Source organism: Kribbella sp. CA-293567 (genome assembly GCF_027627575.1).
Lineage (GTDB): Bacteria > Actinomycetota > Actinomycetes > Propionibacteriales > Kribbellaceae > Kribbella.
Genome location: NZ_CP114065.1, coordinates 3,719,491 through 3,738,840, shown reverse-complemented (window position 1 = coordinate 3,738,840; position 19,350 = coordinate 3,719,491). Strand labels below are relative to the sequence as shown.

General features: G+C 68.3%; 19 protein-coding genes. 6 read left to right on the top strand and 13 right to left on the bottom strand.

Annotation, left to right across the window (positions count from 1 at the left end):
• Positions 1–150 precede the first annotated feature (150 nt).
• Positions 151–798, bottom strand: coding sequence for a winged helix-turn-helix transcriptional regulator (locus OX958_RS17170; RefSeq protein ID WP_270138867.1), 648 nt, complete (start codon positions 796–798; stop codon positions 151–153).
• A gap of 70 nt (positions 799–868) precedes the next feature.
• Here OX958_RS17170 and OX958_RS17165 point away from each other — a divergent pair, with 70 nt between their 5' ends.
• On the top strand, positions 869–1,672 hold the full coding sequence (locus OX958_RS17165) for an alpha/beta fold hydrolase (protein WP_270138866.1): 804 nt from the start codon (positions 869–871) through the stop codon (positions 1,670–1,672).
• 48 nt (positions 1,673–1,720) lie between these two features.
• On the opposite strand, the gene OX958_RS17160 is transcribed toward OX958_RS17165, so the two are convergent.
• The 7 genes from OX958_RS17160 to OX958_RS17130 form a co-directional block, all read right to left on the bottom strand.
• Positions 1,721–2,776, bottom strand: a complete 1,056-nt coding sequence (locus OX958_RS17160; protein ID WP_270138865.1) for an ABC transporter ATP-binding protein — start codon at positions 2,774–2,776, stop codon at positions 1,721–1,723.
• Positions 2,777–2,790: 14 nt separating this feature from the next.
• Positions 2,791–3,819, bottom strand: coding sequence for an ABC transporter ATP-binding protein (locus OX958_RS17155; protein WP_270138864.1), 1,029 nt, complete (start codon positions 3,817–3,819; stop codon positions 2,791–2,793).
• Positions 3,816–4,829 (bottom strand): ABC transporter permease, encoded by a 1,014-nt coding sequence (locus OX958_RS17150; protein ID WP_270138862.1) that lies wholly within the window; start codon positions 4,827–4,829, stop codon positions 3,816–3,818. Before OX958_RS17150 ends, OX958_RS17155 begins: the two co-directional genes overlap by 4 nt.
• Before the next feature lie 103 nt (positions 4,830–4,932).
• On the bottom strand, positions 4,933–6,690 hold the full coding sequence (locus tag OX958_RS17145; protein ID WP_270138860.1) for an ABC transporter substrate-binding protein: 1,758 nt from the start codon (positions 6,688–6,690) through the stop codon (positions 4,933–4,935).
• A gap of 50 nt (positions 6,691–6,740) precedes the next feature.
• Positions 6,741–7,736 (bottom strand): ABC transporter permease, encoded by a 996-nt coding sequence (locus OX958_RS17140; RefSeq protein WP_270138858.1) that lies wholly within the window; start codon positions 7,734–7,736, stop codon positions 6,741–6,743.
• Between the two features lie 225 nt (positions 7,737–7,961).
• Positions 7,962–9,533: an ABC transporter substrate-binding protein gene (locus tag OX958_RS17135; protein WP_270138856.1), complete on the bottom strand. Its 1,572-nt coding sequence runs from the start codon at positions 9,531–9,533 to the stop codon at positions 7,962–7,964.
• A gap of 50 nt (positions 9,534–9,583) precedes the next feature.
• Entirely contained in the window at positions 9,584–10,234 is a 651-nt protein-coding gene (locus tag OX958_RS17130) for an HAD family hydrolase (RefSeq protein ID WP_270138855.1), read from the bottom strand.
• A gap of 142 nt (positions 10,235–10,376) precedes the next feature.
• On the opposite strand from OX958_RS17130, the gene OX958_RS17125 reads away from it, so the two are divergent.
• The 3 genes from OX958_RS17125 (at position 10,377) to OX958_RS17115 (ending at position 13,028) form a co-directional block, all read left to right on the top strand.
• Positions 10,377–11,222 carry a PAC2 family protein gene (locus tag OX958_RS17125; RefSeq protein WP_270138854.1) on the top strand — a complete coding sequence of 282 codons (846 nt, stop codon included), beginning with the start codon at positions 10,377–10,379 and terminating at the stop codon, positions 11,220–11,222.
• Positions 11,223–11,316: 94 nt separating this feature from the next.
• Positions 11,317–12,102 carry a L,D-transpeptidase gene (locus OX958_RS17120; protein WP_270138852.1) on the top strand — a complete coding sequence of 262 codons (786 nt, stop codon included), beginning with the start codon at positions 11,317–11,319 and terminating at the stop codon, positions 12,100–12,102.
• Positions 12,103–12,137: 35 nt separating this feature from the next.
• Positions 12,138–13,028 (top strand): hypothetical protein, encoded by an 891-nt coding sequence (locus OX958_RS17115; RefSeq protein ID WP_270138851.1) that lies wholly within the window; start codon positions 12,138–12,140, stop codon positions 13,026–13,028.
• Between the two features lie 7 nt (positions 13,029–13,035).
• Here OX958_RS17115 and mshC read toward each other — a convergent pair whose 3' ends face one another.
• Positions 13,036–14,256: a cysteine--1-D-myo-inosityl 2-amino-2-deoxy-alpha-D-glucopyranoside ligase gene (gene mshC, locus OX958_RS17110; protein WP_270138850.1), complete on the bottom strand. Its 1,221-nt coding sequence runs from the start codon at positions 14,254–14,256 to the stop codon at positions 13,036–13,038.
• Positions 14,257–14,339: 83 nt separating this feature from the next.
• The gene (locus OX958_RS17105) at positions 14,340–15,149 is read right to left on the bottom strand and encodes an NmrA family NAD(P)-binding protein (protein WP_270138849.1); all 810 of its coding nucleotides are present in this window, start codon (positions 15,147–15,149) and stop codon (positions 14,340–14,342) included.
• 89 nt (positions 15,150–15,238) lie between these two features.
• Here OX958_RS17105 and OX958_RS17100 point away from each other — a divergent pair, with 89 nt between their 5' ends.
• On the top strand, positions 15,239–16,111 hold the full coding sequence (locus OX958_RS17100) for an AraC family transcriptional regulator (protein WP_270138848.1): 873 nt from the start codon (positions 15,239–15,241) through the stop codon (positions 16,109–16,111).
• Between the two features lie 57 nt (positions 16,112–16,168).
• On the opposite strand, the gene OX958_RS17095 is transcribed toward OX958_RS17100, so the two are convergent.
• Genes OX958_RS17095 through OX958_RS17085 form a run of 3 tightly spaced genes read right to left on the bottom strand, consistent with a single transcriptional unit; the run spans position 16,169 to position 18,255 of the window.
• Positions 16,169–16,960: an SCO1664 family protein gene (locus OX958_RS17095; protein WP_270138847.1), complete on the bottom strand. Its 792-nt coding sequence runs from the start codon at positions 16,958–16,960 to the stop codon at positions 16,169–16,171.
• Positions 16,957–17,532 carry a DUF3090 domain-containing protein gene (locus OX958_RS17090; protein ID WP_270138846.1) on the bottom strand — a complete coding sequence of 192 codons (576 nt, stop codon included), beginning with the start codon at positions 17,530–17,532 and terminating at the stop codon, positions 16,957–16,959. Before OX958_RS17090 ends, OX958_RS17095 begins: the two co-directional genes overlap by 4 nt.
• 12 nt (positions 17,533–17,544) lie before the next feature.
• Positions 17,545–18,255 carry an MSMEG_4193 family putative phosphomutase gene (locus tag OX958_RS17085; protein WP_270138844.1) on the bottom strand — a complete coding sequence of 237 codons (711 nt, stop codon included), beginning with the start codon at positions 18,253–18,255 and terminating at the stop codon, positions 17,545–17,547.
• A 49-nt stretch (positions 18,256–18,304) separates the two neighbouring features.
• On the opposite strand from OX958_RS17085, the gene corA reads away from it, so the two are divergent.
• Positions 18,305–19,279 (top strand): magnesium/cobalt transporter CorA, encoded by a 975-nt coding sequence (gene corA / locus OX958_RS17080; protein WP_270138842.1) that lies wholly within the window; start codon positions 18,305–18,307, stop codon positions 19,277–19,279.
• Positions 19,280–19,350 lie beyond the last annotated feature (71 nt).

The following is a 19,350-nucleotide window of genomic DNA, read 5'->3' as shown; positions in this document are numbered from 1 at the left end:
CAAGCGGTGCAATTCGCCGCCTACCTAGGTTCCCAGGGAATGGCAAGCAGCTTAGTCGCCCGGCTGCAACTGAAGCGGGGGCCGAACGTCTTGCAGATGTACTGGACCTTCCAGAGCCTACTTTGTCCGCACTGAATCCTCCCGTGATCTCTAGCCGGCTCTGTGGTCGTTGAAGGCTCTGATCAAACGCCGAAGCACGGCCGTGTCACCATCCACCGTCGCGTCCCCGGACTTGATGACGTCGTCGAGATCCTGACCCTCGAACACCAGCCTCTGAACCGTGCGTACTTCGGTTGTCAGGACAGCATCGGCGGCTGCTTCACCCCTGACCGCCTCGAGCGTGCCGTCGTTCACAACAAGGTGGAACGCATCGCCGGGCAGGTGAAGCTGGACGGAGCCGCGAAGGTCGCCTGCTGCGGTCGGGTCGAACGTCGTACGCAGTGCGACCACCAGGGCATCCGGGCTGAGTTCCGTGGCCGAGCCGGGCAGCGGCGGTAGGGGGCTGCCCCATTGTCCGAGCGCCAGCAGGACCGGTTCGAGGGCTCGTCCGTGGTCGGTGAGCGCGTAGACCAGACCGGCCCCCGGCGGGAGTGCGCGTCGCCGGGTGACCACGCCGGAGTCCTGCAGTTCACGGAGTCGCTGGGTCAGCACGTTCTGGCTGAGGCCGGGGAGTCCACGGTGCAGGTCGGCGAAGCGCTTGGGGCCGAACAGCAGTTCGCGGACCACCAGCAGCGCCCATCGCTCACCTACGAGGTCGAGAGCGCGAGCGATACCGCAGAGGTCACGATAGCTACGCATGCCGACAGCATACTTCCCTTCAAGGACTCTTTACTCCTAAAGTAGGAGTACCAAACCAAAGGGGATGATCATGCCGCACGTGACCTCAGCTGATGGCACGAAAATCGGATATGACCGCCTGAGTGAGGACGGGCCCGCGCTGGTGCTCGTTGGCGGCGGCCTCGACGACGGCACCGAGAATGTGCCGCTGGGTGAGTGGCTCGCCGACCGGTTCTCCGTGGTCAACTACCGGCGCCGGGGCCGTGGGGACAGTGGCGACACCGCGCCGTACGCGGTGGAACGCGAGATGGAGGATCTCGCGGCTGTCATCGAGGCTGCCGGAGGCCGGGCTCACGTGTTTGCTGCGTCGTCCGGTGGGGCGCTCGCGCTGGAGGCCGCCGCCGCAGGGATCCCTGTCGACAAGATCGCTGTTCACGAGGTGCCGTATCTGCTCGGCGACGACATGGTCGCGGGCTGGCAAGCGTACGTCGACGATCTCGCAGTGGCCTTGGACGCCGATGACCGCGACCAGGCGCTTCGGCTGTTCATGAAGCTGGCCGGTTCCTCGGAGGAAGACATCGCGGGCGCCGAAGCCGCTCCGGTCTGGCCGGCGCTGGTAGCGCTCGCACCGACGCTGCGGTATGACGCCGCCTGCCTCGGCGAAGGCCCACCACCCGCAAGCCGGCTGGCGAAGGTGACTCAGCCTGTGCTGCTGAGCACCGGCGCGACTGTGGATCCACACTCAGCCGGGCTGCCGGTCGACTTCTTCGGGGCCGCTGCCGACGCAGCCGCCGTCTGCTTGCCGGACGCCCAACGACTCACCATCGAGGTCGCCGGACACGTCGCAGATCCGCTGGTTCTGGGCCCACTCCTGGCGCGGTTCTATACGGGCTGAACGAGAGCCCGGGATCCAATGGATCCCGGGCTCTCGATGGAACGACGATCAGCTGGCGGTCGCCTGGCGCGGCGCTTCGCCGCCTTCCTGGTTCTCCGGGAAGTGGCAAGCAGCCTGGTGGCCCGGCGCCAACTGCAGCAGCGGGGGCTCGACCGTCTTGCAGATGTCCTGAGCTTTCCAGCACCGGGTGTGGAAGCGGCAGGCCGGCGGCGGGTTGATCGGGCTCGGGACGTCGCCCTGGAGGCGGATGCGCTCCTGCTTCCCGCGGCGCTTGGTGTCCGGGATCGGTACTGCGGACAGCAGCGCGAGGGTGTACGGGTGCATCGGCTTCTCGTACAGGCTGACCCGGTCGGCGATCTCGACGATCTTGCCCAGGTACATCACCGCCACCCGGTCCGAGACGTGCCGGACGACGGACAGGTCGTGCGCGATCATCACGTAGGTGAGGTCGAACTCCTCCTGCAGGTCCTCCAGCAGGTTGACCACCTGAGCCTGGATCGAGACGTCGAGCGCGGAGACCGGCTCGTCGGCGACGATCAGCTTGGGACGCAGGGCCAGGGTGCGGGCGATGCCGATCCGCTGCCGCTGGCCGCCCGAGAACTCGTGCGGGTAGCGGTTGTAGTGCTCCGGGCTCAGGCCCACCAGTTCGAGCAGTTCCTGGACGGCCTTCTTGGTGCCGCCCTCGGTCTTCACGTTCTGCAGCCGGAACGGCGCGCCGACGATCTTGCCGACCGTGTGCCGCGGGTTCAGCGAGCCGTACGGGTCCTGGAAGATCATCTGGATGTCTTTGCGCAGCGGGCGCATCTTGCCTTCGGACAGGTGACTGATGTCCCGGCCCTCGAAGACGATCTTCCCGTCGGTCGGCTCCAGCAGCCGGGTCAGCAGCCGGCCCGTGGTGGTCTTGCCGCAGCCCGACTCCCCCACCAGCGACAGGGTCTCGCCCTTGTTGACGGTGAAGTCCAGCCCGTCGACGGCCTGGACCGCGCCGGTCTGACGCTGCAGCAGGCCCTGCCGGATCGGGAAGTGCTTGGTCAGCTTCGTCACCGACAGGAGTTCGTCGCCGGTCGCCTGCGGTGGCGTCGCTGGTGCGGTCTCAGTGGTCACAGTTGCTCCGTCTGTCACAGCTTCGGCTCGATCTCGGTCTCCCAGATCTCCTGGCGTTGCGCCGTGGAGAGGTGGCAGGCCACCTTGTGTCCGGCGCCCACGTCCAGCAGCTCCGGCCGCTCGGTCTCACTCGCGCCACCGTTGAGGTGACCGTAGTTGCAGCGCGGGTTGAAGGCACAGCCGGTCGGGACGTTGATGAGGCTCGGCGGGGTGCCCTTGATCGGGATCAGTCGCTCGGTGCGTTCGCGGTCGATCCGCGGCATCGAGCCGAGCAGACCCCAGGTGTAGGGGTGCTGCGGCCGGTCGAAGATGTCCTCCGCGGTGCCGTACTCGATCGCGCGGCCGGCGTACATCACCTGGATGTCGTCGGCCAGCTCGGCGACCACGCCGAGGTCGTGGGTGATGATGATGACCGCGGAGTTGAACTCGCTCTGCAGGTCCCGGATCAGGTCCAGGATCTGCGCCTGCACGGTCACGTCGAGCGCCGTGGTCGGCTCGTCGGCGATCAGCAGGTCGGGGTCGCACGACAGCGCCATCGCGATCATCGCGCGCTGCCGCATCCCGCCGGAGAACTGGTGCGGGTAGGCGTCCACCCGCCGGTCCGGCTGCGGGATGCCGACCCGGTCGAGCATGTCGATCGCGTGCTTGCGGGCGACCTGCTTGGTCACCTGGTTGTGCACCCGGTAGGCCTCGATGATCTGGTGGCCGACCGTGTAGTACGGGTGCATCGCCGACAGCGGGTCCTGGAAGATCATCGCCATCCGCTTGCCGCGGAGCAGCCGGACCTCTTCGCGGGACGCGCTGATCAGATCCTGTCCGTCCAGGACGACCTGGCCGCTGATCTTGGCCGATCCACCCTTGTGCAGGCCCATGATCGACAGGCTGGTCACGCTCTTGCCCGAGCCCGACTCGCCCACGATGCCGAGCGTCTTGCCCCGGTCCAGGTCGAACGACAGGCCGTCGACGGACTTGACCAGCCCGTCGTCGGTCGGGAAGTGCACCCGCAGGTCGCGGACCGAGAGGAATGCGTTGTCGTTGGTCATTTGGCGCGCACCCTCGGGTCGACGACGGCGTACAGGAGGTCGACGATCAGGTTCGCGAGCACGATGAAGACGGCCGCTACCAGCGTCACGCCGAGGATCTTCGGCAGGTCGTTGGCGACGATGCCGTCGACCGCGTACTTGCCGAGCCCCGGCAGGGAGAAGGTCTTCTCGGTCAGTACGGCGCCGCCGAGCAGCAGGCCGACGTCCAGACCGAAAATGGTGAGGATCGGTGTCAGCGCGCCCCGCAGACCGTGCTGTACGACGACCGTCCGCTCCGGCAGGCCCTTGGCCCGGGCCGTCCGGATGAAGTCCTCGTTCATCGTCTCGAGCATCCCGGCCCGGGTGTGCCGGGCGTACTGCGCCGAGAACAGGAACGCGAGCGTGACCCAGGGCAGGATCAGCGCCTGTGCCCAGAGGAACGGATTGTCGGTGAAGGGGACGAAGGTCCCCCCGGGTTTCGTCCACCCGAGTTGGTAGCTGAAGAAGGCGAGCGAGACCAGTCCGGTGAAGAAGATCGGCAACGAGACACCGGCCAGGGCTATCGACATCGCGGCCCGGTCGAAGATCGACCCCCGTTTCAGTGCCGACAGCACCCCGACCGCGACGCCGGACACCAGCCACAGGATGGAGGCACCTGCGGCCAGGGAGAGCGTCACTGGTATCCGGTCGAGCAGCTCGGGCCACACCGGCTGCTTGGTGATGAAAGAGTATCCCAGGCAAGGTGCCGGGCACTTCTCGACTCCGGCGCCGTAGTCGTACTCGGCGCCGACAACAACCCCCTTGGCCCAGTTCCAGTACTGCACTGCGATCGGGTCGTACAACCCCAGCCGCTCTGCGGTCAGCTTGACCGTGTCCTCGGTGGCCGCCCGGCCGACGTAACGGGTCGCCAGCGTCTCGGGCGTCGCTCCGGCCCAGCGTGGCACCAGATAGAAGATCGAGAACGTGACGGCGCTCACGACGATGAGGAGGCCGACAGCCGCCACGACGCGCCTGATGATGTATGTGATCACAGTGCCCGGCACCAGTGCCCGGTCCGGGAGATCCTCCCGGACCGGGCACCTGCAGCCTTCACCTACCTAACTTGTGGACCTGACAGAGGGCAGTGCGGACTGCTTACTTCACACCCATGTTCAGGTAGTCGTACATGTTGAACGCGTCGCTGACGAAGATGTTGGTGAGATTCTTCGGCCGCAGCAGCAGGCTCTTCGCGTACACACCCGGGTAGATCACGGCCTCTTCCATCACCCGCTTGTCGATCGGGGTCCACAGCTTCTCGCGCTTGGCCGTGTCGGTCTCGGCGATCGCGGCGTCGAGCAGTTTGTCGACCTCGGGGATCCGGACGGAGGTGTTCGAGGAGCCGCCGGTCTCGCGGATCACGCGGCTGTCGACGATCTGGGACAGGAAGCCGAAGCCGTCGTTCCAGTCCGCGCCCCAGCCGTTGGTGGCCAGACCGATCTTGTTCGCCACGACGAACGGCGGGTTGCCCGCGTACTGCGAGAAGTAGTCACCCGCCGGGTAGCCCTTCAGCGTCAGATTGATCCCGACCCGCTTGAGAGCCTGCTGGAAGGCCTCTGCGGTCGCCTTCTCGCGCGGACGGTCCGACCGGTAGGCCATGTTCGTGGCGAAGCCGTTCGGCTGACCACACTTGGTCAGAGACTCCTTCGCCTTGTCGAGGTCGCCCTTGCTGTCGGCTCCGGCCGGGTACAGGTCGAACTTCTCGTACCCCGGAACCAGCGGCGGCATGATCGTCGTCGCCAGGTCGCCGCCGGAGAACGCGCCACCGTAGGCGGTCTGGTAGCTGGTCCGGTCCATCGCGTACTGGATGGCCTTACGGCAGTCGATGTTGTTCAGCGGCGGCACCGTCGAGTTGACCGAGGTGTACCAGAGCCGCGCGAGGGTCGGGTTGTCCGCCTGGGCCTTCAGGGCCGGGTCGGTCAGCACCTTGCTCAGCGAGGCCGGCTGCACACCGGTGCCCGCGACGTCGATGTCAAGGTCGCCGGAGATGACCCGGTTGTCGATGTCGTCGGCGTTGACCTTGAGCGCGACCTCGTAACGGTCCGGCAGCGCCTTGCGGTTCTGATCCGTCGCCTGGTCCCACTGCTCGTTGCGGACCAGCGTGTACTGCTTTCCCGGCGCCACGGTCTCGAACTTGTACGGGCCGCTCGAGACGATCTTGTCGCGGTACTTGGCGCCGGTGTCCTTGGCCTCCGGAACCGGCATCGTCTGGGTCAGCTGCGCCAGGTAGTCGAAGCCACCGAAGCCGTTCTTCAGGTGGAAGGCGATGGTGTAGTCGTCGGGCGTGGAGATCGCCGAATCGGTGTTCATCCCCTTCGACCGGTACGGGCCGTCGTAGCCCTTCGGCAGGTTCAGGAACGCCTCGAAGTACGCCGGTCCGTTGGCGAAGGTCTTCTTGTCGGTCGACCGCAGGACGGCGTACTTGACGTCCTTGGCCTTAATCTCGGTGCCGTCCTCGAACTTGACGCCCTTGCGGATCTTGTAGGTCCAGGTCTTGCCACCGTCGGTCGGCACCCCCAGCGCCTCGGCCAGGTCCGGGACCAGGACGTTGCCCTCCTTGCCCGGGGCCGGCTTGAACATCAGCAGCGAGCGACCGTACAGCCGGGCGAAGTTCCAGGCGTATCCGTAGTAGGTCTCCCCCGGGTCCGGGGTGTCCCAATCGTCCGAGTGGGCCAGCTTGACGGTGCCACCCTTCTTGTCAGAAGGGTTCAGCACGCCCGCCACCGCGCCGTTGAACTCGCTCTTGGCACCACCGGTGGCGTTGTCGTTACTCGTGTCGCTACCGCCACAGGCGGACAGCGTCAGAGCAACGACCGCCGACAACGCGGCTACCGTTCTCAGTCGTTTGATGCTCATCGTCGTGGTGCACCCCTTCTTGTCAGAACCACAGGTGGAGAAAGTCGAAGTCATCGCGACCGCGGGTCGAGCGCGTCGCGCAGCCCGTCGCCGAACAGGTTGAAGGCCAGGACGGTGACGAAGATGGCCAGGCCGGGCCACAACATGAAGTGCGGCATCGTGTAGAAGGTCACCGCGTCCGACAACATGCCGCCCCAGGTGGCCGTGGGGGCCCGGACACCGACGCCGAGGAAGGACAACGCCGCCTCGAACAGGATGTTCGTGGGAATCAGCAGCGTGGCGTAAACCAGGACCGGTGCCATCAGGTTCGGCAGCAGTTCGGTGAACAGGATGTACGGCCGGCGGGCGCCCAGGCTGCGGGCCGCGTCGACGAACTCGCGCTCGCGCAGCGAGATCGTCTGACCGCGGACGATCCGGCCGATGTAGGGCCAGTTGAAGAACCCGATGATGAAGATCAGCAGCATGATCCGCAGCGAGTCGCCCTGCAGCCCGAACGCGTCGTCGGGGATGACGCCGGCCAGCGCGATCGCGAAGACCAGCAGCGGGAAGGCCAGGAAGATGTCCATCAACCGGCTGATCAGCGCGTCGACCCAGCCGCCGAAGAAGCCCGCCACGATGCCCATCGTGGTACCGATGGCCACCGACAGCAGGGTGGCGAAGAAGGCGATCAGCAGCGAGATCCGCGATCCGTAGATCACCCGGCTCATGATGTCGCGGCCGTTCACCGGCTCCACCCCGAACGGGTGCTCCCAGCTCATCCCACCGAACTTGCCGATCGGGGCGAGGGTGCCGTTGACCGTGTCGATCTTGTCCTGGTTGAACTCGTTCGGCGGACTGCCGATCAGGCTGATGATCAGGTTCGCGAAGATCGCCATCAGGATCAGCAGCACGATGATCACGAAGCCGGCGATCGCGATCTTGTCCCGCTTGAGCCGCATCCAGGCGATCTGACCGAGTGAGCGTCCCTCGATCTTGCCCATACCTTTGAGGACGGCTTCAGGATCTGCCGTAGTCGCCCCGGGCTCGACCTCGAGTGGTGTCGTCACGCGATATGTTCCCCTGCCTTGATGGAGTGGCTCTTGGCTGCCGACTCAACCTGCCGTCATTACTCGCCGGAGTCAAACGGCGAAAGTGCTGCGTTGCCCGATCGTGATGCGTAGGAAATCGTCCCGTATCGTGGGACAACTCGCAGTACAGCATGCACCTACTCAGGGTCGCTGGCGACGCGCTGTCACTGGCACCGACGGGCCAGTGCGGTGCTGCCCGCGGAACTACTTCCGCAGCGGGGAGAAGTACAGGAACGACAGTGGGCTCAGCGCCTTGTCCACGTCCTCGACGCTCTTGCCGGCGACCACCGTGAACCGGCCCTGCCAGCTCGGAATCACCGGGGCGTCGGCGGCCAGCAGGACCTGCAGCTCGGTCAGTGACGCTTCGCGTTCGATCTGGTTCTGCTCGGCGATCTCCTGATCCATCAGCTTGTTCGCCGCCGAGCTGCGGTACCCGTTCTGGAACATCCCGCCGTCGCGCACGAACGGCTGCAGGTAGTCACCGCTGTCGAGGTAGTCGGGGAACAGCCCGGCCTGGTAGAGGTCGTACGCCCCGGCTCGCGCCTGCTGCAGGTACTTCGGCCAGTCCGCGCTGCGCAGTACCACCTTGAACAGCCCCGACGCCTCCAACTGGCGCTTCAACTCCAGTACTTCGGCCTTCGCGCCCGCGCCGTACTGGAACGGCGTCCAGCCCACGTTCAGCGTCACCGGCGTGGTGAACCCGGCCTCTCGCAGGATCGCCGCCGCGGCCGTCTTGTTCGGCTCCTTGTACTGCGTCCGGAACGCGTCGACCTGCCCCGCGAAGCCGGCCGGCACCACCGAGTAGAGCGGCGTCACGTGATCGCCGTGTGCCTTCTTCACCAGCGCCGGCCGATCGATCAGCTGCGCCACGGCCCGTCGTACGGCGGGATTGCGCGCCACCACCGACCGCATGTGGAAGCTGAAGAACCGGATCTCCGCCGAACCGGCGTCGACCACCTGCACCTCGCCGCCGGCCCGGAGCCGGTCCAGGGTGCCCGGCCCGAAGCCGTGGAAGCCGACATCGGCCTTGCCGCTGGTCAGCGCCTGCGTCAACGACGCCGCGTCGGTCAGGAAGCTGACCTCGATCGAGTCGTTCTGCGCGGCGCGCGAGCCGCGGTACTTCTTGAACTTGCCGAGCACCGCGGCCGAGCCGGGCTGGTACGACTTCAGTTCGTACGGCCCGCTGCCCATGGCCTTGTCGGCCAGCAACTTGGTGGCCGGGTAGAACTCCTCGTCGACGATCGAAGCCGCCGTCGTGGTCAGCAGGTAGGGCAACCGCGCGTCGGGCTTCTTCAGGGTGAAGACGGCGGTCAACTTGTCCGGCGTGGTCACGGAGGCCAGCGAAGCGAACAGTCCGGCCGGTCCACCGGGCGTCTTGAGCTTCAGCATCCGCTCGAAGCTGAACTTCACGTCCGACGAGGTCAGCTCGTGCCCGTTCGGGAAGGTCAGGTCGTCCTTCAGGCTGCAGGTGTACGTCGTGGGCGCGTCGTACTGGCAGTCGGCGGCTTCCGGCACCGGCGTGGGCTTGCCAGGGATGATCGTCAGCAGTGTCTGGTACAGGTTCGACTGCAAGGTGCGCGAGCCGATCTCGTACGGTCCGGCCGGGTCGAGCGAGCCGACGGCGTCGGTGGTCGCGACCTTGATGACCAGGTCCTTCGGCGTCGCTCCGCCCTCGTTCGGACGGTCCGGCCCGGACTTGCCGCAGGCCGCGAACGAACCCGCCAGCAGACCGACCGCCGCGAGCCACGCGGCGCGACGCTTCAGCACAGTCACCATCCCAACCCTCCCCCAGAACACCCCCGCAGGCACCTGAAGAAGGTATCGCCTCAGCGGAGCAGGTCGCGCAGCGCGTCCGGAGTGAGCGACTCCAGTGACTTCAGCACCAGCCTTCGTGGCGCCTCCGGGATCGGCACCCACTGCGGTACGGCGATGACGAACGCGCCCGCCGCCGTACCGGCCTGGGTGCCGCCCGGCGAGTCCTCGATCACCACGCAGTTCGCCGGGTCGACCTGCAGCTCGGCCGCGGCCTTCAGGTACGGCTCGGGGTGCGGTTTGCCGTTGCGCACCTCGTCGCCGGCCACGATCACGTCGAACAGATCCGGCGGCAGATGCGACAGCACCGCGTCGATCATCACCCGGTACGACGCCGAGACCAGCGCGCACGGGATCCCCGCCGCCTTCAGCCCGGTCAGCAACTCCAGCGCGCCAGGGCGCATCACGACGCCCTCCTTCAACGCGCGCACCACTTCGCCGTACATCCGCTCGGCCAGGGCATCGGGCTCGATCGCGCCGTCGGGCAGCCGTGCCATCCACACCTCGACCGCGTGCGACAGGTCGCTGCCGACCAGCGCCATACAGTCCTCGACCGTCCAGGTCCCGCCGAGTTCGGTGAGCAGCTCGATCTGCACCCGGGCCCACTCGGGCTCGGAGTCGACCAACGTGCCGTCCATGTCCCAGAGCACCGCTTGGAGGGTCATAGCAAGATCCTACGTACTCCGGCCGACACCCTTTCCGCCGGCCGTGAAACGACCGCCGCCGACCGGGCGTTGGACGTAGGCTGGGCAGTCCGGCAGTGCTCGTTCAACGGGCTCAACAGACGACTAGGACGGGGGGTGGCGAGTGGTAGATCTCGCGAACCTGAGGGATCCGGTCGTGATCGCCGCGTTCGAAGGCTGGAACGACGCGGCCGAAGCGGCCACCGGAGCGGTCGATCACCTGATCGAGGAGTGGGACGCCGAACTGGTCACCGCGATCGACCCGGAGGACTACTACGACTTCCAGGTGAAACGGCCCGAGGTCGAGTTCGACGACGAGGGGGTCCGGCGGCTGACCTGGCCGACCACCCGGATCTTCCTGGCGCGTCCCGACGACACCGGCCGCGACGTGCTGCTGATCCGCGGCATCGAGCCGAACATGCGCTGGCGCGGGTTCTGCCGCGAACTGCTCGAGGTGGTCGACGAGTCGAACGCGCAACTCGTCGTCGTCCTCGGCGCGCTGCTCGCCGACTCGCCGCACACCCGGCCCATCCCGGTCTCGGCGTCCTCCTCGGATCCGGAACTGACCGCCTCCTGGAGCCTGGAGCCGTCGAGCTACGAAGGCCCGACCGGCATCACCGGCGTCTTCGCCGACCTGTGCGGCGCCCTCGGCGTACCGGCGGTCTCGATCTGGTCGGCCATCCCGCACTACATCGCCGGTACGCCGTGCCCGAAGGCGTCGCTGGCCCTGCTCAGCAAGGTCGAGGCGCTGCTCGACCTGCCGATCCCGGAGGGCGAGCTGCCCGAGCTGGCCCGGGCCTGGCAGCGCGGCGCGGACGAGCTGAGCGAGGAGGACCCGGAGGTCGCGGAGTACGTCGCCTCGCTGGAGGAGCAGCGCGACACCACCGACCTGCCCGAGGCCAGCGGAGACGCGATCGCCGCCGAGTTCGAGCGGTACCTGCGCCGGCGCAACACCGATCGCCCTGAGTGACCGGCTGACCCAAAAAAAGCGTACCCAGGAGTAGCTTCTTCGGTGGAGGCGGCTTATCGTCGTCTCGACCGACGGGGAAACACGGGGAGCTGGTATGCGCAAGGTACGCGCGGACGAGCGCGGTGGCGGATCGATCGGCGCCCTTGCCGTGCTCCTGGTACTGGCCACCGTCGCGGTCGTCGGCTTCCTCGGCAACCGCAAGGACGCGGCGGCCGTGGTCGATCTGACCGTGCTGCCCGGCTCGTCGACGCACACCACGATCGCCGCCGCGCCGCTCGATCCCGAACCGTTCGGCGGAACCGACGGGCTCGTCGTCCATCCCCGCACTCAGACAGCTCTGTACTCCGCGCCCGACGCCGAACCGTTCGCCAAGATCGGGCCGACCCAGTTCGGGCCGACCTGGCTGCCGGTGGTCGGGCGGGCCGACGGCTGGGTGCAGGTGCTGTTGCCCTCGAAGCCGAACCGTTCCACCGGCTGGCTGCGGGACGACGGCCTGGACCGCGCCACCTCGCCGTACCTGATCCGCGTGCACACCGGGTCGCGGACGATCGAGCTGTTCGAGAACGGCAAGAGCCTCGGCAACTGGAAGGCCGGCGTCGGCGCGAAGGCGACACCGACCCCGTCCGGACGCACCTTTCTGCTCGGGTCGATCATCGACAGCAAGCGGTCGGCCTCGCCGATCGTGCTGCCGCTGGGTGCGCACAGTCCCACTCTGGACACGTTCGGTGGCGGTCCTGGTACCGTCGCGATCCATGGCTGGCCCCGCTCGGAGGTCTTCGGCGCGGCAATCAGCGCCGGCTGCGTCCGGGTGCCGAAGGTCGCCCTCGGCAAGCTTCAGAAGGTTCCGCTGGGGACCCTCGTCCTGATCGACGGCAAGTAGCCCATGCACCGCTCCGCAGAAAAGTGAGGACTCCGATGCGACGACAGCTGGTTCCGACCATCACGACGTTCGCGGCCGTGACCGGGGTCGTGGCGTTCACGCTGGTCGCCAGTGCGCCCGTGGGCAACGCGGCGGCCCGCGCCTCCTCGGCGTACGCGGTGAGTGCCGAAGGACAGGTGCCGGTCGCCAAAACGCCGTACACCGAATCGCTGGACGGCAAGCGGCACAGTTCGTCCGCGCTGGAGCTGCCGAAGAACCCGCTGCTGTCCGTGCGGGCCGGAACGGTGACGGCCGGCAATGACGCCGCCTCGGTGGAACTGTTCGACCTCGTCGTCGGGCCGGACATCCTCAACCAGGTGAAGCTGCCGCCGGACCTGAAGAAGAGCTGCGACACCCTGCCTCCGACCGGCGCCGACGACCTGCCGATCCCGAAGCTCCCGCTGCCCGAGCTCGGCATTCCCCTGCCTGACCTGAGCACGGTCGACCTACCGGTCAAGAACCTGCCGGACCTGTGCAAGCTGCTGCTCACCCCGCCGAGCTCGCTGCTCGGCATCGAGTCCGTCACCGTCTGGTGCACGGGAAACACCGGCGGCGTGGACATCGGCGCCCTGACCCTGCTGGGTCAGCGGATCGCAGTACCGACGGTCAAGCAAGGCGCCTCGATCCCAGCCGCTCCCCTGGCGACCATCACCGTCAACAACCAGACCAACCACTCCGACGGCGCCTTCACCATCACCGGCCTGACCATCAACCTGGGCGGCACCCAGGTGATCCGCCTGGCCTCCGCCACCTGCGCCAAGCCCGCCGCGAAGGCGACGCCCAAGCCGACCCAGCCAAGACCCACCTTCCCGGTCCAGGCCCCCAACGAAGCACCCGCCGCCCCGGTCCCCACCCCGGTGAAAACCCACCACCCCGTAACCGGCTAGTACTCCGCTACAGCGCAACCCCCAGCAACGCGTCGACCGCCTGCGCCACCAGCGCCGGCGCCGAGGTGTCGTCACCGTTGGTCTCGGCCCACTGATCGACAGCCGCCAGCGCGGCCACCGTGTCGAGGTCGTTGGTCAGCGCCGCACGCAGAGCGTCCACCGCGGCGGCACCGTCCGGGCCCGAGCCCCGGCCGACCGCGCCCCGCCACACGTCGAGCCGCTCCTGCGCATCGAGGAGATCGGACGCCGTCCAGAACCACTCCGTGCGGTAGTGATGCGCGAGCAGCGCCAGCCGGATCGCCATCGGATCGGTGCCGGCCTGCCGCTCCTTGGAGACCAGCACCAGATTGCCCTTGGACTTCGACATCTTCTCGCCGTCCAGCCCGACCATCGCCTGGTGCACGTAGGCCCGGGCGAACGGGTGCTCCCCGGTCGCGACCTGCGCGCCGCTGGCCGACATCTCGTGGTGCGGGAAGATCAGGTCGGTGCCACCACCCTGGACGTCGAACGTCATGCCGAGGTACTCCAGCGCGATCGCCGAGCACTCGACGTGCCAGCCCGGCCGGCCGCGGCCGAAGGGCGACTCCCAAGCCGGCTCGCCCGGCCGCTCGGCCCGCCACAGCAGGCTGTCCAGCGGGTCGCGCTTGCCCTCGCGATCGGGATCGCCGCCCCGCTCGGCGAACAGCGCCCGCATCGTCTCGCTGTCGTAGTTGGAGACCCCACCGAAGGCCGGGTCGGCCTTCACGGCGAAGTACAGATCGCCGTCCACGTCGTACACCGCGCCGGCCCGCTGCAGATCCCCGACCGCCTTCGCGACCAGATCGATCGACTCGACCACGCCGACGTAGTTCTGCGGCGGCATCACCCGCAACGCGGTCATGTCGTCGCGGAACAGTTGGATCTCCGACAGCGCCAGCTCGGTCCAGTCGACGCCGGTCGCGGCCGCGCGCTCGAGCAGCGGGTCGTCCACGTCGGTGATGTTCTGGGTGTAGTGCACGGCGTGCCCGGCATCGAGCCAGAGCCGGTTGATCAGGTCGAATGTGACATAGGTCGCAGCGTGGCCCATGTGGGTCGCGTCGTACGGCGTGATGCCGCAGACGTAGATCCGGGCCGGCCCGTCGCCTGCCGGGGTCACCTCGACCAGCCCCGCCGACGCTGTGTCGTAGAGGCGAAGACGCCGCGCCGGACCGGCTACCACCGGGATTTCTGGTTTCGTCCACGCCTGCATGAGATGGAGCCTATCCAGTCAGCGAATTCGCGCCACGACCTGGCTCACTCCCCGATCTCCCGCGCGGTTCCGGCCAGGATGCGCTAGTGCGGTGGCCAGACGCGGCCGACGTACTCCGCGAAGGTGGTCGCGGGCCGGCCGAGCAGCTTCTCCACCGTGTCGGTCGGCGTCGTGATGAGCCCCTCCCGCATCATCTCGAACATCCCGCCGAGCGCACCGGCCACCTCGGCCGGAAAGCCCTCGGCGAGCAACTCCGCCTCGTACTCCGCCGGTGTCAGCTCGACGTACTCGATCGGCCGTCCGAGCGCCGCGGAGATCATCCGGACCGCTTCGCCGAAGGTCAGCGACTCCGGCCCGCTCAACTCGTACACCTGGCCGAAGTGCCCGGCTTCGGTCAGCGCCAGCGCCGCGACCTCGGCGACGTCCTGGGTGTCGATGAACGGCTCCCCCGTCGCCCCGATCGGCAGCCCCAGCCGCCCGGCCAGCAACGGTTCGCGCCAGGTGTACTCGTCGAAGTTCTGGTTGAAGTTGTTCGACCGCAACACCGTCCAGCCGACACCTGAGGCGGCCACCGCTCGCTCCGCCGCCAGCATCTCGCCGCCGAACCGCCCCTCGGCCTGCTCGAGCTCACGCCCGGACAGCACGACGAACCGCTCCACCCCGGCCCGGACCGCCTGCGCCACGAACGCCTCGACCGGCTCCGGATCCTCCGGCGCCACCAGGTACACCGCCCGTACGCCGGCCAGCACCGCCGCCCACGTCTCCGGTTCGTTCCAGTCGAACCGCGCCTCCCCGGACCGCGACGCCGCCCGTACTTCGTTGCCATCGGCCCTCAACTGCGGGACCAGTCGGCGGCCCGTCTTCCCTGTCGCTGCCAGCACCAGAATCGTCATACCCATCACCCAACCGTCCTCGGGCCGCCCGGACCATGTGCGAGAACACCACGCACCTGTCCATTGGTCCCACCCCTTAGCTTGGGCCCATGGATCCCCTCGACGAGCTCCTGTACGCCGTCCGCGCGAACGGCGCCGTCCTCGGTACGCCGGCCCTGTCCGCCGGCTCGGCGCTGCGCTTCACCGACGCGCCGGCGCTCACCCTGTGCTCACCCCTGCGCGGCGAAGGCTGGCTGCTCGTCGACGGCGAGTCCGTGCACCTCGTACCTGGTCAGACCGCGGTCGTCCGTGGCCCCGAGCCCTTCGTCTTCACCACCGACCCGGGCCTGGCCATCGACCCGATCGATGTCCGCTGCGACGGGAGCATCGGAGCGGAAACGGCCGGCGGTACCGTGCTGCTGGCCGGTGCCTTCACCGTCCGGCAGGAGATGCCCAGACGCCTCCTGAACGCGCTCCCTCCGGTCCTGGTGATCGCCGAGGAGGAGGACTGCACGCCACTGCTCAACTACCTCGAAGCAAGTCTCGCCACCGGCAAGCTCGGGCGGCAGGTGAGCCTCGACCGGCTGGTCGACTGGCTGATGGTCTGCACCCTGCGCGAATGGTTCGACCGCAACTCACCCCGCTGGTACACGGCCCTCAGCGACAGCGTCGTCGGCCCGGTCCTCCAGGCGATGCACCGCTCCCCCGCCGACCCATGGACGCTCGCCTCCCTCGCTGAGGTCGCCAACGTCTCCCGGACCACCCTCGCCCGTCGCTTCACCGACCTCACCGGCGAAAGCCCCCTCGGCTACCTGACCGACCTGCGAATGACCCTCGCCGCAGACCTCCTGACCGAACCAGGCGCCTCGGTAACAGCCGTCGCCCGCCGCATCGGGTACGCCGACGCGTTCAGCTTCAGCGCCGCCTTCAAACGTGAACGGGGCATCAGCCCCAGCAACCTCAGCCAACCCGCCACCGTCTGACCGGCCCGCCCGTCGGCGCCCCGCGGGACCGCCACCTGGAAATTCGTCCGGCGACCGTCAGAATGCCGGCCACGGAATAGCCGGCCAGTCCTCACTCGGCAGCGGAAACGTGCCTGTCTTCAGCATCGTCGCGCACCGCTCGCGGGTCGCAGTCAACTCCACCGCGGTGATCAGCTCGTTCAGCTCCGCCCCCAGCTGGCCGGCCAGCCCGTCCGCGAGCCTTCGCACGTCCTCCAGCAGCTCCGCCGGCACCGGCGTACCGGCCCATCCCCAGAGCACCGTCCGCAACTTGTCGTCGGCGTTGAACGTCACCCCGTGATCCACCCCGAACACCCGCCCGTCGCCGGGATTCAGCACATGCCCACCCTTGCGATCGGCATTGTTGACCACGGCATCGAACACGGCCATCCGCTGCAGCGCGAGGTTGTCGGCATGGACCAGCGTCACCGGGTTGTGCCGGCCGTCGAGCGCGTCGAGCACCCCGACCCAGCCCTTCGGCACCCGTCCCTGCGGAACGATGTCGACCAGTTCGGTCTCGCCCGCCGGCAGTTCCACCTCGTCGATCCACAACTGCACCATGCCGAGGCCCAGCGGCCCGTCGCGCAGCAGCGTCGGCGGTACGACGTTCCAGCCGAGCGCCTCCGAGACGACGTACGCGCCGTACTCCCGCTGCGCCAAGGTTCCGTCCGGGAAGTCCCACAGCGGGCGCTCGCCCTCGACCGGTTTGTACACGACCGTCGCCGACTCACCGCCGAGGGTGACCGTGCCCTGGAAGGTTCCGTTGGACGCCGCCATCAGCCGGCCTAGCAGATCCAGCTCGCCGCGGGCGAGCAGGTCCGGATCGATCATTCGCGGACGTGCCTGCGGTAGCCGTTGGCCCGCGGGCAGATGTGCCCCTCCGGGTCGATCGGGCGGCCGCAGAACGGGCAGCTCGGCCGGCCGGAGGCGACCAGCGCGACCGCCCGCCGGGCGAACGCGCGAGCCTGCTCCTCGCTGATCCGGACGATGAAGACCTCGGCGTCCTCCGACTCCAGCGCCGCCGCGACCGGATCGGTCTCCTCCAGCTCGGCCTGTTCGGTGGCCACCACCGCGAAGACCTCGATCACCACCTTCTCGGCGTCGGCCTCCCAGGCCAGCGTCATGGTGCCGGCCCGGAACTCCTCCTCGATCGGCTGCTCCAGCGGATCGGTGTCCTCCAGCGTGGTCTGGCCGGCCGGCTCACGGTCGAACCGCCGCGCCACCTCGTCCAGCATCACGTCCAGCCGCTCCGCGAGCGCCATCACCTGTTCCTTCTCACAGGCCACCGAGGTCAGCCGGTTCCCCGTCCTGGCCTGCAGGAAAAAGGTCCGGGCACCGGGTTCACCGACGGTGCCGGCGACGAACCGGTCCGGATCGTCATACGAATGCACTACGCGCGCCATGCCTCGACCCTATTACCGTCCGCCTACTACCGCGTCGGAGGACTGGACCGCGGACTTCCTGGCGCGTCCTTTGGCCTTCGCGGGCGGCGGCAGAACGAGCGAGCTGAGGTCGCTGCCGGAGTCGTTCAGCCGGACCAGGAACGGCCGGGTCCGGGTGTAGGTGATGATGGTGGTGGAGGCGGTGTCGACGACGATCCGCTGGAAGCTGTCCAGGTGCTGGCCGAGCGCGTCCGAGACGATCGCCTTGATCACGTCGCCGTGCGAGACCGCCACCCAGACCGCATTCTCGCCGTGCGAAGCCGCGATCGCCGCGTCGTGCGCCCGGATCGCGTCCACCGCGCGCTGCTGCATGCCGCGCATCGACTCGCCGTTCGGGAACGTCACGCCGGACGGATGCGCCTGGACGACCGCCCAGAGCGGGTCCTTGGCCAGCGTCGCGATCTTCTGGCCGGTCCAGTCGCCGTACCCGCACTCGGTCAGCCGCCGGTCCGTTGCCGGACGCAACGTCGAGTGGTGTTTGGCGATCGCCGCAGCGGTCTGCTTGCAGCGGTCCAGCGGCGAGGTGATGATCGCGGCCAGCGGCAGCCCGGCCAGCCGCTCACCCACCGCTGTCGCCTGCTGTACGCCGGTGTCGTCGAGCTTCACCCCGGGCGTCCGGCCGGCCAGTACGCCGGATGTGTTGGCACTGCTGCGTCCGTGCCGGACCAGAATCACCGTGGGCATGCACCGCACGTTATCCGGTCGGGCAAACCGGCGGTGCCATGATGTCACCGTGATCGTGGATTGCGGGGTCTATTCCGAGGGCGAGCGGCACGACCTGCCCAAGGATCCCGAGACGGTGGCGCGGGCGATCGACGACGACGGCCAGGCGTTCGGCTGGGTCGGGCTGTACGAGCCGACCGAGGCGGAGCTGAGCCGGGTCCAGGAGCTGTTCGGCCTGCACCCGCTCGCGGTCGAGGACGCGCTGTCGCCGCACCAGCGGCCCAAGGTCGAGCGGTACGACGACTCCTTCGTGATGGTCCTCCGCACCCTCTGGTACGTCGACGCCGAGGACGCCGTCGAGACCGGCCAGGTCAGCATCTTCGTCGGCAAGCGGTACGTCGTCACCGTCCGGCACGGCGAAGGCGCCCCGCTGTCCACCGCCCGGCAGGAGCTGGAGGACCGCGCCTCGGTGCTCGGCCACGGTCCGGCCGCGGTGCTCTGGGCGATCTGCGACTCCGTCGTCGACGGCTACGAGGCGGTCGCGAGCTCGGTCGAGGTGGACGTCGACGAGGTGGAGAGCTCGGTCTTCTCGCCCGAACGCACCTCCGACGCGGCCCGGATCTACACCCTCAAGCGCGAGGTGCTGGAGATGCGCCGGGCGATCGGCCCGCTGCGGGAGCCGATCGAGGCGTTCGCGCACGGCGGCGTACCGGGGATCGGTCACGAGTCCGCGCCGTTCTTCCGCGACGTAGCCGACCATGTGATCCGCGTCTCCGACCAGACCGAGGCGCTCGACACCCTGCTCAGCTCGGCCCTGAACGCCCACCTGGCCCGCGTCTCGGTGCAGCAGAACGACGACATGCGCCGGATCTCCGCCTGGGTCGCCATCGCCGTCGCCCCGACGATGATCGCCGGCGTCTACGGGATGAACTTCGACAACATGCCCGAGCTGCACTGGCACTACGGCTACTTCGCCGTCCTCGCCCTGATGTTCGTCACCTGCGGCTCGATGTACGCCGGCTTCCGTAAGGCCGGCTGGCTCTGACCGGTCGAATACTCCGGCGCGCCTGGCCTTTCTCCGCTCCTCACGGAGCCGCGACGCAAGAGGCGCGACGT